Origin of the sequence: Lentilactobacillus hilgardii, assembly GCF_009832765.1 — a bacterium.
GTDB lineage: Bacteria > Bacillota > Bacilli > Lactobacillales > Lactobacillaceae > Lentilactobacillus > Lentilactobacillus hilgardii.
Map to the genome: position 1 here is coordinate 2,759,245 of NZ_CP047121.1, position 14,346 is coordinate 2,773,590.

General features: G+C 39.6%; 13 protein-coding genes, 1 rRNA gene and 2 riboswitches. Of the genes, 7 read left to right on the forward strand and 7 right to left on the reverse strand.

The annotated features are described in order from the left end of the window. Positions 1–70: 70 nt before the first annotated feature. A complete protein-coding gene (locus GQR93_RS13025) occupies positions 71–835 on the reverse strand; it encodes an Ig-like domain-containing protein (RefSeq protein ID WP_003553150.1) in 765 nt (254 codons plus the stop codon). Between the two features lie 362 nt (positions 836–1,197). On the opposite strand from GQR93_RS13025, the gene zwf reads away from it, so the two are divergent. Both zwf and gndA read left to right on the forward strand, forming a co-directional pair. After that, entirely contained in the window at positions 1,198–2,676 is a 1,479-nt protein-coding gene (zwf, locus tag GQR93_RS13030) for a glucose-6-phosphate dehydrogenase (protein ID WP_035444638.1), read from the forward strand. A 342-nt stretch (positions 2,677–3,018) separates the two neighbouring features. Beyond that, a complete protein-coding gene (gene gndA / locus GQR93_RS13035) occupies positions 3,019–4,452 on the forward strand; it encodes an NADP-dependent phosphogluconate dehydrogenase (protein ID WP_003553146.1) in 1,434 nt (477 codons plus the stop codon). Positions 4,453–4,576: 124 nt separating this feature from the next. On the opposite strand, the gene thiE is transcribed toward gndA, so the two are convergent. Beyond that, positions 4,577–5,209 carry a thiamine phosphate synthase gene (thiE, locus tag GQR93_RS13040; RefSeq protein WP_003553143.1) on the reverse strand — a complete coding sequence of 211 codons (633 nt, stop codon included), beginning with the start codon at positions 5,207–5,209 and terminating at the stop codon, positions 4,577–4,579. A gap of 342 nt (positions 5,210–5,551) precedes the next feature. Next, a riboswitch (TPP riboswitch) is annotated at positions 5,552–5,688 on the forward strand. A 140-nt stretch (positions 5,689–5,828) separates the two neighbouring features. Between thiE and thiS the strand changes: the two genes are divergently transcribed. From thiS to GQR93_RS13060, 4 genes are read left to right on the forward strand one after another with little or no spacing between them, the layout of a single operon-like run. Beyond that, complete coding sequence (gene thiS, locus GQR93_RS13045) at positions 5,829–6,023, forward strand: sulfur carrier protein ThiS (protein WP_003553140.1); 195 nt, start codon at positions 5,829–5,831, stop codon at positions 6,021–6,023. A 16-nt stretch (positions 6,024–6,039) separates the two neighbouring features. Beyond that, a complete protein-coding gene (thiF, locus tag GQR93_RS13050) occupies positions 6,040–6,684 on the forward strand; it encodes a sulfur carrier protein ThiS adenylyltransferase ThiF (protein WP_035444637.1) in 645 nt (214 codons plus the stop codon). Positions 6,685–6,698: 14 nt separating this feature from the next. Next, positions 6,699–7,484 carry a thiazole synthase gene (locus GQR93_RS13055; protein ID WP_003553136.1) on the forward strand — a complete coding sequence of 262 codons (786 nt, stop codon included), beginning with the start codon at positions 6,699–6,701 and terminating at the stop codon, positions 7,482–7,484. 11 nt (positions 7,485–7,495) lie between these two features. Continuing rightward, positions 7,496–8,713 (forward strand): hydantoinase/carbamoylase family amidase, encoded by a 1,218-nt coding sequence (locus GQR93_RS13060; RefSeq protein ID WP_159298807.1) that lies wholly within the window; start codon positions 7,496–7,498, stop codon positions 8,711–8,713. Positions 8,714–8,884: 171 nt separating this feature from the next. On the opposite strand, the gene lepB is transcribed toward GQR93_RS13060, so the two are convergent. The 3 genes from lepB to GQR93_RS13075 all read right to left on the reverse strand — a co-directional run bounded on the left by lepB (position 8,885) and on the right by GQR93_RS13075 (position 10,363). Next, positions 8,885–9,481, reverse strand: coding sequence for a signal peptidase I (lepB, locus tag GQR93_RS13065; RefSeq protein WP_223801555.1), 597 nt, complete (start codon positions 9,479–9,481; stop codon positions 8,885–8,887). Positions 9,482–9,647: 166 nt separating this feature from the next. Next, positions 9,648–9,896 (reverse strand): hypothetical protein, encoded by a 249-nt coding sequence (locus tag GQR93_RS13070; RefSeq protein WP_003553128.1) that lies wholly within the window; start codon positions 9,894–9,896, stop codon positions 9,648–9,650. Positions 9,897–9,985: 89 nt separating this feature from the next. Beyond that, positions 9,986–10,363, reverse strand: coding sequence for a hypothetical protein (locus GQR93_RS13075; protein WP_003553124.1), 378 nt, complete (start codon positions 10,361–10,363; stop codon positions 9,986–9,988). A gap of 70 nt (positions 10,364–10,433) precedes the next feature. On the opposite strand from GQR93_RS13075, the gene GQR93_RS13080 reads away from it, so the two are divergent. Further along, positions 10,434–11,948: a multicopper oxidase family protein gene (locus GQR93_RS13080; RefSeq protein ID WP_003553122.1), complete on the forward strand. Its 1,515-nt coding sequence runs from the start codon at positions 10,434–10,436 to the stop codon at positions 11,946–11,948. A 56-nt stretch (positions 11,949–12,004) separates the two neighbouring features. After that, positions 12,005–12,170, forward strand: a riboswitch (M-box (ykoK) riboswitch). Between the two features lie 624 nt (positions 12,171–12,794). Here the strand turns inward: GQR93_RS13080 and GQR93_RS13085 are convergent. Both GQR93_RS13085 and rrf read right to left on the reverse strand, forming a co-directional pair. Beyond that, positions 12,795–14,096 (reverse strand): cation:dicarboxylate symporter family transporter, encoded by a 1,302-nt coding sequence (locus GQR93_RS13085; RefSeq protein ID WP_003553120.1) that lies wholly within the window; start codon positions 14,094–14,096, stop codon positions 12,795–12,797. An 84-nt stretch (positions 14,097–14,180) separates the two neighbouring features. Next, a 5S ribosomal RNA gene (rrf, locus tag GQR93_RS13090) occupies positions 14,181–14,297 on the reverse strand. Positions 14,298–14,346: the final 49 nt, after the last annotated feature.

Consider the following 14,346-nt stretch of genomic DNA (forward strand, 5'->3'; position numbering starts at 1 on the left):
TCATTTTACAGACGCAAAAAAAAGTTGAAACAAATTAATTTGTTTCAACTTCCCATTTAAGCGGTCATTCTTATTTATTATTTACAAGCACAAATTTGTAATAGTGATAAGGTGCATTACCATATTTAACTTTAAGACCCTTATTAGCCTTGTTAACAATGATAAAGTGTGTGTTATCAGTAAATCTCAAATAGAACGTTTGAGTCGTTTTGCTTCCACGTTCACGATAAGTAATTTTCCAGAATGACTTGCTATAAGTCGTTACTTTATAGTTTGCGTAGTTGATCAATTTCTTTTGGAATTTACCATTCTTGTACAACGCTTGATTCAAACCAGTTGATTGGTTGAATGTTGTCACGACACGATAACCATTGTTATTACCTGAATACCACTTACCAGTTGGTTCGTTAATCGTTAATTTACTGGAAGCGCTGGTTGAAGCAGTTGCTTTTGAAGAACTGCTTGAGCTGGTATTGCTTGAACTAGTAGTCGTCGTTGTCGTCTGAGGTGTCTTAACAGTGACAATCCGGTAAAAATACGATGTTGATGATTTACGGGCATAAACATAAAGCTTTTGGTTTGCCTTTAGGTTTGTGTGTAAATCAGCACTGAATTTACCAGTTTGATTATCAGCTGTTGAAGTTGCGATAGTATTCTTATTTGAGTTACGAACAATGATCGAAACACCTTTGGTTGCAGTTCCGGTTACACTTGATGACGTTGTGTAAACGTTATTGACCGAAAGCGATGGAGAACTAGCAGATGCTTTTAAACTAACTCCTAAAAAGAATGACGCAAGAACAGCAATGAACGCGATAAACTTGATTTTCTTCATTTACTTGTTACTCCCTAATGTTTAATTTGCAAACTACATTATAAGCGAAACCGAAAAAAAAACCGCTGTTTAGATCTGTATTTAGAGGATTCTTAAGAAACAGGAAACCTATCACTTTTTCAAGTTATAATAATAGGTAGTTTAAAAAAAGAAATCAATTTTTTGTTTCTCACAAGCTGGCTAAATCTGGTCATTTTTCACTTTGTAAATCTTTTTCAAAATGAAAAGACCTATTCTGTAAATTTTTATCATTTACATTGTTAATTCCCTTTCGTTGCCGGCAGTTGTGTTATATAATGTTAGCGAAGTGGTATAGACAATATACCGAATTTTGCTTAGTTAATTTGATAGGAGTGAAAAAATTGCCAACTGAAAGACGTTCATTGATCATGCTATTCGGGGCAAACGGCGATCTTGCCGTTCGAAAACTTTATCCAGCTATGTTTAAACTTTTCGAAAAAGGAAACATCCGTGATCATTTTGCTGTAATTGGCTCATCACGATATAAGGTGGATGATGCTAAGTATCGGGATATGGTTACAAAATCTGTCGAAAAAGAATCCAGTAATAAAAAAATGATTGCTGACTTTGCCAGCCATTTCTACTTTGTTACCCATGACGTAACTGACTTATCTCACTATTCTGTCTTAAAAGATAAGGCCGATGAACTGGATAAAAAGTATAAATTGGAAGGAAATCGTGTCTTTTACATTTCAATGGCACCCAATTTCTTTGGAACAGTTGCTAAAAATATCAAGACTCAAGGATTACTCTCCAACAACAGCGGCTTCAACCGCCTGGTCATTGAAAAACCATTTGGTAGAGACTTTGAATCTGCAAAAGAATTAAATGACGAACTAAGTAATGCTTTTGAAGAAGATCAAATCTTCCGAATCGACCATTATTTAGGTAAAGAAATGATTCAAAATATCGAAGCTATCCGCTTTGGTAACACCATTTTCGAAGCCCTTTGGAACAATCGTTATATCGATAACGTTCAGGTAACACTTGCTGAAAAGCTGGGTGTTGAGGAACGTGCCGGTTATTATGACAACTCAGGCGCTTTAAGAGATATGGTTCAAAACCATATTATGCAGATTGTTAGTTTACTTGCGATGGAGCAACCGGTTGCATTTAAAGATACTGATATTCGTGCTGAAAAAGTTAAGGCCTTACGTAGTCTTCGTGTTTACAACGTTGCCGAAGCATCAACCAACTTTGTTCGTGGTCAATACGGCGCCGTTGGTGAAAGCAAAGCTTATCGTGATGAAGATGGCGTGCCAAAGGATTCAAACACCGAAACCTTTGTTGCCGGAAAACTTTTATTTGATAACTATCGTTGGTCAGGTACCCCGTTCTATATCAGAACAGGTAAGAAACTTGCCGACAAATTCACACGGGTTGATGTTGTCTTCAAAAAGCCGTTGGTTGATATTTTCTCCTTCCCTCAAAGTGGAAAGGCCTTACTCAACGCTAACGTTTTAACCATTTATATTGAACCAACTCAAGGATTCTCATTAGTTGTCAATGCTAAAAATAGCGAACAAGGATTCCATACTGAGCCGGTTAACTTGGAATTCCTCGAAGATTCAAAACGAACGAAGGAAACACCACAGCCTTACGAACGTTTAATTCATGATGTTCTTAAAGGAGATGGCACAAACTTTGCCAGCTGGCCGGAAGTAGCTAGCGCATGGAAGTTTGTTGACCAAATTCGTCGTGTTTGGGATATTCAACAACCAATGTTCCCTAACTACATTCCCGGTTCAATGGGTCCGGTCTCAGCTGATGAACTATTAGCTCGAGATCACAGAGAATGGATCTATAAATTGAATCAGTAATTAAATGATTTTACGAAAAGATCTGGACATTCCTGTTCAGGTCTTTTTTTCGTTCTAACAGGCTTGAAAAAAATTACCAATTTATGAAAATGATTTCAACTTGTCTGCCGTGGCTTGTAACCTAATTTTCATCATAAATCCGCGTTGCTTACGGGTGTTCATAAAAAATAGTTTAGAATTATGAAAACGCTTAATGATTTTCGACTGTCTTTTTTCACAAACTTATCATTAAAATATGGATATTGCCTATTCTAACGATATTTTATTTCACTTTCTGCTTGTGCAATGGTAAACTAACTGTGTAGTATCGTAGTAATTCTTAATAGAAAAGGATGGTTTTAAATGTCTGATCAAAAAGCAAACATCGGTGTTGTTGGTATGGCCGTTATGGGTAAAAACCTTGCCCTTAACATCGAAAGCCGCGGTTACACAGTTGGAATCTTCAACCGTACCGGAGCTAAAACAGAAGCTGTTATAAAAGACCACGGAGACAAGAAGCTGCTTCCAAGTTATTCAGTTGAAGACTTCGTTAAATCTCTGGAAACTCCTCGTAGAATCATTTTAATGGTTAAAGCTGGTAAACCAACTGACGCTGTTATTGATGAATTACTCCCACTCCTCGACAAGGGCGATGTCCTTATCGATGGTGGTAACACAAACTTCCATGATACGATGGCTCGAAATGCCCGTCTTGATAAATCAGGTATCAACTTTATCGGAATGGGTGTTTCCGGTGGTGAACTTGGTGCCCTCCAAGGTCCATCATTAATGCCCGGCGGTCAAAAAGAAGCTTATGATTTAGTTGAACCAATTCTTAAGCAAATCGCTGCCAAAGCACCTGCCGATGGCGAACCATGTGTCACATATATTGGCCCTAATGGTGCCGGTCACTATGTTAAGATGGTCCACAACGGTATCGAATATGGTGATGAAGAGTTAATCGATGAAAGTTACAATATTTTAAGAAACCTTGCCGGTTATTCAGTTGATGATTTAGCTGGCATCTTTAAAGAATGGAATAAAGGTGAACTTGACAGTTATCTAATTGAAATCACCACTGATATTTTGACTCATAAAGATGATATTGGTGATGACAAGACCAAACCAATCGTTGATATGATTCTCGACCGTGGTGCCAATAAAGGTACCGGTAAGTGGAGTTCACAAGATGCTCTTGAAGTTGGCGTTGATCAATCAGTTATTACTGAAGCCGTTTATGCCCGCTTCATCTCAATGATCAAGAAAGAACGTGTTGCAGCTTCTAAAGTACTTCCTAAGCCTAAGGGTGACGTTGATTTCGACAAAAAAGAAATTGTTGAAAAAGTCCGTGAAGCACTCTACTTTGGTAAAGTAATGAGTTACGCTCAGGGCTTTGCTCAATTGAAGGCCGCTTCAGACAGCTACAAGTGGAACATTAAACTTGGCGAAATGGCTAAGATTTGGAGAGCCGGATGCATTATTCGTGCCCGCTTCTTACAAAACATTACCGATGCTTATGATAAGAACCCTGATCTTCAAAACTTACTTCTTGACCCATACTTTATTGATATCGCTAAGAAGTATCAAGAATCAGCTCGTGACGTGGTTGCTTTGGCTACTAAGGCCGGTGTACCGGTTCCATCACTTGCTGCAGCTGTTTCATACTACGATTCATATCGTTCAGAAGTTGTTCCTGCAAACCTCTTACAAGCACAACGTGACTACTTCGGTGCTCACACTTATGAACGTGTTGATCGCCCAGGCAGTTTCCATTACACTTGGTACAAAGAACAATAAACCGTGCAAAATGATCTTTATTTGATCACTAGCTTAAAAAGGATGTCGGATAAATTATCCGGCATCCTTTTTTGATACTTAATTTAGACATCTGAAGTCTATCTGTTCCACTTTCTTCTAAAACCTATCCAATGGCATCCTCAACAGCATCCAATAATTCTCTAGTTGCCGCCTTTGCATTTTTGGCCTGCATAATGGCTGAAACAACTGCAACCCCGTCCACATGTGCCGGTTCAATTGCTTGAATATTGTGAGCCTTTAACCCACCAATTGCATAAACCGGAATATTAACAGCTTCCTTAATTTTTCCCAATGTCTCGATACTGGTATGAACCGTCTTTACATGGGTTTGGGTTGGAAAGATAGCCCCTACACCTAAATAATCTGCCCCTTGTTCTTCAGCAAGCTTAGCCTGTTTAAGTGTTTTTGTCGTTGCGCCAATGATTTTTTTGTTCCCCAAAATCCGCCGGGCAATTTCAACCGGTAAATCGCTTTGCCCTAAATGAACCCCTGCTGCATCAACAGCTTGCGCAATATCCAAACGATCGTCAATCATTAATGGTACTCGATGCCGATCTGCAATATCTTTTACCTTGACAGCCCACTCATAAATATCACGGCTTGATCGATTTTTTTCGCGTAATTGCAATAAACTGACGCCGGATTCGCAGGCAAGATCAATTTGTTGTAAAAAATCTTCATCATTTAAATTTGTATGGTCGGTTACCAAGTACAATGGCCGGTTTGTCACTTTCATGGATGATTCCTCCAAATTTACTTTTGTGTATGCTTTATTTATATGTTCGAAAAAAGTCTACCTAACTTAATCATCATTTGCAACTTAATGATTGTTGTTATCCATGGTTTCGTAAACATTTTTAAAGTGACTCAAAACATTTTCCGCTTTGCTCCACACACTTGACTAGGACTGCTCCTCAAAGCAGCACCACTTCATATAAGAGATCGATTTGAAAAATCCAAACCCGGGATTTCCCAAATCGCCGTCTTATACTCCGGGTGCTATCCGCTTTGCTCCGCACACTTGACTTTTATCCATGAAACCGCTATAAATAATACATGAGCTAATAAGCTTAATTAAATATTTCGTCTGGGGTGCCTGAACGTGTCTAAGTAAATGATTAAGATCATTTATTACCACGTTCGTAAAGGCTGAGATAATACCCATCGAACCTGATGCAGTTTGTACTGTCGAAGGAAGAGCGAACCGGAAAATTGATTTTAAATTTGGATTCCGAGATCTTCTTTTAACAGAAAAGAAGATCTTTTTTCTTTTTCTGTTAAAACCTGTTTGGATTCCAAGTCCGCCAATCTTGGTCCCCTTCCTTCGAGCAATCACGAAGAAGGGGGCTTTTATTATGGTGACAGTTAATGGTCAAGAAGAAGACGTTGCCGGTCAAACCGTCATTGACTTTCTCAAAAAGCGAAACGCACCAATTGAAAATATCGTCGTTGAGCGAAACGGCGACATTGTTCACCGAGCGCAATTCGATAAGATCAAGCTTGAGTCCGGCGACAAAGTCGAACTAATCTCATTCGTTGGTGGCGGCTAGAGGAGGAAACGCAAAAATGGAAGCAGAAGTTCAGGGACAGCGTTACAAAGATGTTTATGATGGCATGAAAGAACGAAATGTTAAAGACTCAACCGATAAATTAGCTGCTGCTCATGTCACAATTGCCGGTTCAGGTGGACTTGGTTCAAATATCGCCATCGCATTAACCAGAATTGGTGTCGGTCATTTAAAATTAATTGATTTTGACTTCGTTGAATTGAGCAATTTAAATCGTCAACAATTCAAATTAAGCCAGGTTGATATGCCGAAAGTTGTTGCAATGAAGCAAAATTTACAGGAATTCAATCCATTTATTGATATTCAAACGGCTCAGGTTAAGGTTACCCACGATAATGTCAAAGACTTATTTGAAAGTGCCGATATTATCTGTGAAGCATTCGACAATCCGGCTGCAAAAGCCATGTTGTTGGATGCTGCATCCGAGTTTTATCCCGACAAGCCATTAGTTATGGGAACCGGGATGGCCGGGATTCACAGTTCAAATACCATTACCACCAAGCATCCCCGCCCTAATCTTTACATTGCCGGTGATGGCACAACCAAAGGTGCCGAAGGTCTAATGGCACCTCGGGTCATGATATGCGCAGGACATGAAGCTAATATGATTACACGTTTAATTTTAGGACAAACAGAAATTTAGGGAGGACTATTATTATGTCAGCATCCATTCAAGACAAAGATGAATTAGTTATCGGCGGTCATAAATTTACGTCCCGTTTTATTCTTGGTTCGGGAAAATATTCTTATGACTTGATTGATTCGGCCATTAACAATGCAAAAGCTCAAATCATTACGATGGCACTTCGCCGGAACACAACAGGATCAGAAAATATTTTGAATTTTATTCCCGAAAATATCACTATTTTACCTAATACTTCCGGTTCGACAACCGCTGAAGAAGCTATTCGAACGGCACGAATTGCCCGCGAATTAAGTGGCAGCAACTTTATCAAAGTTGAAGTCGTACCTGATAAAAAATACTTGATGCCGGATAATTACGAAACCCTGAAGGCAACCGAAGTTCTGGCAAAGGAGGGCTTCATTGTGATGCCTTATATATTGCCGGACTTAAACGCAGCTCGACAATTAGTTGATGCCGGAGCAGCCACCATCATGCCGTTAGCTGCTCCGATTGGAACGAATAAAGGCCTTTCAACAAAGGACCTTATTCAAATCCTGGTAGATGAAATTGATGTTCCGGTTATTGTAGATGCCGGAATTGGTCGACCGAGCCAAGCCGCAGAAGCAATGGAAATGGGTGTTTCAGCAGTCATGGCCAACACGTCGATGGCAACCGCCGGTAATATCCCACTTATGGCGGAGGCCTTCAAATTGGCAATCGAAGCCGGCCGAAAAGCCTATCTCGCAAAGCCCGGCCGGGTTATCGAACACGGCGCAGTTGCTTCATCACCATTAGCCGGTGTCAGCACTGCTAAATAGAAGGTGAAAAAATGCCAATCAAAACTGACCAATTAAACAACCGTTTGACGACTATTAATCAATTCTCTAAAAATGAAGTTGGTCAAAACCGTTTGGTATACTCGCCTAATTGGGTTAAGGGACAAAAGCAGCTTATTTCTTGGGGCAATCAGGCTGAAATGACTATAACCGTTGATACCTACGGCACTGTCTATTTGGATGTCATTGGTTCACAATCGCCTGACACTATTATTGCGACGGGATCACACATGGATACGGTTGCTCATGGTGGGCCATATGATGGCCTATATGGCGTTGTTGGCGGTCTTCAAGCCATTCTGAACCTCGTTCGTACATTTGGTCAACCCAAGAAGACATTACGCCTCATCTCATTCAGTGAGGAAGAAGGCAGTCATTTTCCAGCAACGTTTTCCGGTTCAAAACACTATGCAAGGATCCAAAACGTAACTGGAATTAAGGATCAATCCGGCATCGCTTTTGACACAGCTCGCCAAAAAGCCGTTTCTAAGTTAAAAGAAGCGGCTGATGAAATGGGGTTGCCCAATATCCCCTCAACATTTACAGAACTTCATATTGAACAAGGGCCTCGTCTGATTGAGTCACACTGTCAAATCGGCTTGGTAACCTCAATTGTTGGTCAACGACGCTTTACCGTAACAGTAAACGGCATCGCCAATCATGCGGGGACAACACCGATGACCGACCGCCACGATGCTCTTCAAATCGCAATTGTTTTAATTAGCCACCTTAAAGCTATTGCGGCAGAAATCAGTCCACAGCTCACATTCACAGTTGGCGAATGCCATGTCTGGCCAAATACATCAAATGTTATTCCTGGGAAAGTAATATTTAGTATTGATACCCGTCATGTCAGTGATACCACTTTGAATCTTTTTGAAAACAGGCTAAGAGATGAAGCACAAAAAGCTTCAAATTCACCCGTGTCGATTACTGTAAACCGGTGGGTAGCTGACCACCCCACACAACTTGATAACGGCATGCTGACCAGAAATAAGCAATTGGCAAAGAACCTTGGTATTAGTTATCAAACACTTGCTTCGGGAGCTGGTCATGACAGCGAAATCATGAGTAAAGTAACTAAGACGACTATGATTTTTGTTCCGAGTATTGACGGTATCAGTCATGCACCACAGGAAAATACGTCTGATACCGATTTGCATACTGGCGTAAAATTACTTCAAGAAAGTCTAAGAGAACAGGCATACTAACTTGTGAGACGTATTACTTTGATTACTTCTAAAAAATGTTCGTAGAATAAACCACACTTTTCTTTCTAAGATAATAAAAACCAAGTTCGATTAATGAGCATCAAACTAGCGATGGAAAAACTCATTTGATAGCTTAATCGAACTTGGTTTTTATATTGACAGCGTCAAAAATTAGTTTGAACCAGCGAGTGAGTCAGTCGAATGATTCACTTTACCGGCATTCTTGTCGAATGGAACAGTCTTAACAACGCCTAGTACCTTGTCTTTGTCAACAAAGCCCCAGTATCGACTGTCGTTTGAAACAGAACGATGATCACCGAGTACAAAATATTTGTTTCGAGGAACTTTCACGGAATTTTGATCTTTCGTCCAATGTGTTGACAAACTTTGAAGATTCCAATTACCCGTCCCGGTACTTCGCTGATATTGACTAATATAGCTTTGATTTAGCGGTTGATTATTGACGTAGATCGTACCATTATTGCTGCTGACGGTATCACCGGGAAGACCAATCACTCGTTTGACGTAATAATCAGTGCTTGCCTTGGCCTCTGGATCCTCGCCGTGAGCGTTAAAAATAATGACAGCGTTTCGACGAATTGGTAATGTTTTGAAAACGCCCACCACTTCAGCATTCTGTAAGTTCGGCTGCATTGAAGTCCCTTTAATAAAACTGGCACTCACAAAGTATTGGCGAACAGCAAAACCGATTAACAATCCCATCGCAATTGGGAACACCCAACTAAAAATCTTTTTAAGTATTTTCAAATTGCCCTCCAATAAAAACGTTTATTAATCCTGTAAAGATTAATTTCATAATATCACGTTCTTTAATTAAGGTTGTTTAAGATTCATCTAAGTCGTAAAAAGACTGAAAGTAAAAGCAGTCTGCTTTTACCTTCAGTCTTTTTTATGTCAGACACGTCACTACTATCTATTCGTAATGGGTACCGCGTAGTCGATCCAACGTTTCTTTCTTCAAGTAGTAGGGAGTCACTCCATCATCAATGGCTTTATCCAGTAACCCCTGTGCCTGTTTACGAGCAACGATAGTAGGTACCTTTATAGAAAGAACCGATTTATTAATCAGCATCTGATGAACATCCAAATTAGTTTTGGTTTTAAACCTTAATTTGGGTTCAGCCTTTGTTTCCTTTGAATGATTGCTTTTTTCCTTAGCCATGAAGATCCCTCCTCACCATTAATCGAAATAAAAGAATTAGTCGTTACCTTCATCATAGCAAATCGCTCAATAAAAGTATATTTAGATGACTAGTCTCTAACGGGAACTTTATTAAACTTGTCTTGATACCATTCTTCCCAAGTACCGGAAATCAAATTTCCGTTGTCGTAATACTCAGGATTGATCACTGAAATGACGTGTTTGAGGTCACCGCCGCATTCCTTATAAAGCTCATCACGAAGCTCCTCAGGAGTAAACGATCGATTTTCGAAAATGAAGTGGTTAATGTCAGCCAGATAATAATCTACTTTATACATGGAAAGAATCTCCAAATTATTTTTCTTCAAACGTGGTAAATAAAAATCAACGAAATCTTTAATTGCCTTCATTGTTGCTGTCTCATTCAATTTATCGATAGTAACTGTTTCTGCCACGATAGCACCTCCTTTTATTCCATTATGCCACATTTCCGTCTTCAATGATCAACCAAAGTAGTATGATGGAGATGGATCTAAAATAACAAAGGATGCGAATAGCATGGCAGATAGAAAAGTTTATACCGATTATTTCTTCGACGAACCTGCATTTAATACTCATGATGGTGGTTATGTGCCCCTCAAGGAGCCTGATACCCCACAGGAAAAGTTGAGGATCCCGGCGTTATTGAAACCCGATAAAGAGACAGATACCGATATGTATTATACGGTGATTGCCCAAACTGGCGAAACCCAGTTATTGCCAGGCGCAAAAACCAAAACATGGGGATATAATGCCAGCATATTAGGTCAAACAATTGTTTTTAAGGATGGTAAAAATATTCACATTACATTAAAAAACGAATTACCTGAATTAACAACCTTCCATTGGCATGGTCTGAATGTACCAGGACCAATCACAGACGGTGGCTGTCATGCACCCGTTTATCCGGGAGAGAGTACTCAAATTAATTTTAAGTGTAACCAAGTAGCCGCAACTTTATGGTTACACGCACATCCGTGTCCAGCGACCGCTCAACATGTCTGGAAAGGATTAGCCACTACCGTGATTGTTCAAGACCAAACCGAAAGCCAGCTGCCATTCCCAAGAAACTATGGTGTTAACGACATTCCCTTGGTTCTTCAAGACCGCAATTTCCATAAAAATAATCAACTCGATTATATGGCGGATTATGATCCGGATGGCATTCAGGGACCGACCCCAATGATCAATGGGACAATTAATCCATATTTCGATGTCACAACTCAACGGCTCCGTTTACGTATTTTGGATGGCGCTAATAGACGTGAATGGCGGTTACATTTTAGTGATGATTTAAAATTCACCCAAATTGCTTCTGATGGTGGTGTCTTACCGGAACCCGTCGATTTTACCCATTTGATGTTAACTTGTGCGGAAAGAGCGGAAATTATCGTTGATTTTAGCGGATACAAACCCGGTGATGAAGTCACATTGTATTCTGACGATGTGCCACTTGTTCGTTTTAGAATTCATCAGTTTGCAAAAGACGATACAACACTGCCAGATCACCTAGTAAACATTCCTGATCCAGACGTCACACCAAATACAAAAATCCATCAAGTTGTTATGGCCGGAATGGATGAAGAAGTTGAAATTAATGGTAAAAAGTTTGATATGCAGCGAATTGATGACAAACAACAGGTTGGCAGCGTTGAATACTGGGACGTCAGCAACACCAATGATAAAACGGGTGGGATGATTCATCCTTATCATATGCACGCAACTCAATTTAGAATTGTTTCCAGAAATGGTCATGAACCCTATCCAAATGAACATGGATTAAAAGATACAGTTGGTGTTAACCCGGGTGAAACCGTTCGATTAAAAGTTTGGTTCGATAAACTGGGTGTCTTTATGAACCATTGCCATATCCTTGAACATGAAGATGGCGGCATGATGGCACAATTTGAGGTTTATGATCCTGATCATCCAAAGACTTACAAGTTAATGGATATGGATACGTTAATGACCGCTTTCGCAAAAGAAAGAGGCGTTAAGAAAGAAGATTTAAACATTCCCGGCATGCACATGTAGTTAATTCTTGCATTGCTGAGAGGTGTATGATAGTATACTAGTTGGAATGAAAATCGAATAGAAGCTGTTAGGTGAGGCTCCTATGTGAAAAATGCTACTGCTCAGAAACGTCGAAAAACGCCAATGAGTCAGCTGTTCTAGTCAAAGTAAGGCTTGAACTAACGTAGCTGTTATTGAATAACTACATCACATAGTGCTAAAGCTCAACGACTGGCTAAAGCTTTATTTAGGTGTCCAGTCGTTCAGCGACTGGACACTTTTCATTCTAAAAAATGAGTTTAAGAGGTGAGATTTATGACAACTGAATTTATAGATCCTGGAGCGACGAAACACCAGTCTACCAAGGGAAGACCGGTTGTGATAGTATCTCTCTCGCGGATTAGATTCTAAGGAATCCCAACGAGAAATTGTTACAATCGATTTTCCCAAAGAAAGCAAAATTTGACATATCTAAACGTATTATTTCTTGATTCTAAGGCTTTAATGCCACATGTGTCACAAGAAAATTCTCGTTCTCGTTTGTTTAGGTATTTCAACACTTTTGGGAATTCGATTAACACAATTTCTCAGTGGTTTTGGACATTTAGGTACTGACGTACTTGTGTCCGATCGGCTGAACGCGGCCGAAAAACGCTTCACCTTTTAGGAAACTATTTGGGGAGAATGACATTAATCGTGATATATTGCCAACACATAAATACGGTAATAATAGTAATTACGAGGGGACAACCTCCAAGAATCCGGCGGAAGCTAATTCTTGAAAAATGACTGCTATCTTACTGGATAATAAAATTATAAAGCCACCAACGTAAATTCGTTGGTGGCTTTTTTTGCATCTTCATTAGCTCAATTCAAACGTTCAGCTTTAGGATTAGGCCGCTTGAACTGTGAAATATAATTTTCTGATTTCTGTTCATCAAATTCGTTTTCCGATTTTCCAATAACAACTGTCGCAAGTGAATTACCAACGACATTAACAGCTGTTCGTCCCATATCAACAATTCGATCAATGCCGGCAATGAACGTTAATCCACTCATCGGTACACCAATCGTTGAGATGGTTGCCAACAGCACGACAAAGGATGCACCAGGAACCCCAGCCATTCCTTTAGAGGTGATCATAAGGACAACCAGAAGTGTCACTTGTTGCCCAATGGATAGATGTATACCATATGCCTGTGCTAAGAACAACGCGGCCAGAGATTGATAAATAGCCGAACCGTCTAAGTTGAATGTGTAACCGGTAGGAATAACAAAAGAAACAATCCCTTGATTTGTCCCAAATTTATCCATTTTTTCAATCATTTTTGGTAATACCGCTTCTGAACTAGCCGTTGAAAACGCAAGTACAATTTCATTTTTAATAACTCTAAGCAAGTCAGAAATTCGAAATTTAAAGAGTCTGGCCACAATACCCATCACGACTAGCACAAAAATAATCATCGTTAAGTATGTAATAATCACAAAATAACCGAGTGGTATTAGCGCACTTATCCCCATTTCGGCTAATGCAACCCCGATCAAAGCACAAACACCAACTGGTGCTGCATGCATAACCCAATTAGTCACTTTAAACATCACTTCTTGAACAGCTTGAAGAAAATCAATTAAGATCTTTCCTTTTTCACCAATAGCAGCTATACCAAGCCCAAAGAAAACGGAGAAGAAAATAACTGGCATCATATTACCACTTGCCAATGAACTAAAAATATTGGTAGGAATAATGCCTAATAGTGTATCCCAAAGTCCAGTATGCTTTGCCGATTTAGCGGTTGCCATATACTGACTAATATCGGATCCGTGAAGTGAATGAATATCAATCATCGTACCAGGATGCAGGACATTTGCAACAATCATTCCCAAAGCAATAGCGACCGTTGTCATTAATTCAAAATAAATTAAGGTTTTCAGGCCCACTCTCCCCAACTTCTTAATGTCTCCTATACTAGCAATTCCTACTGTTAAGCAAGAAACCACAATTGGTAAAACAATCATTTGAATAAGACTGATAAACATTGTCCCAATATTTTGCATCGTTGTAATTGCAACTTGATTTTTATAAAAAATAATGCCAAATACGATTCCCAATACCAGACCAATAAGGATTTGCCATCCCAAAGTCAGACGATACGATTTATAACGCTTCATGATTTCACCTTTTTCCAAATAGTTTCACTTTCTCAATATATAACAAAGACCTTCGATAGTAAATAACTATCGAAGGTCTAATTTGCGTGGCAACGTCCTACCCTTGCAGGGGGCGATCCCCCAACTACTCTTGGCGTGCAGAAGCTTAACGACTGTGTTCGGCATGGGAACAGGTGTATCCTTCTGGCTATCGCCACCACACTATTTTCCTGAAAGAACTTCGTTCTCTCAAAACTAGCTAATATTAATT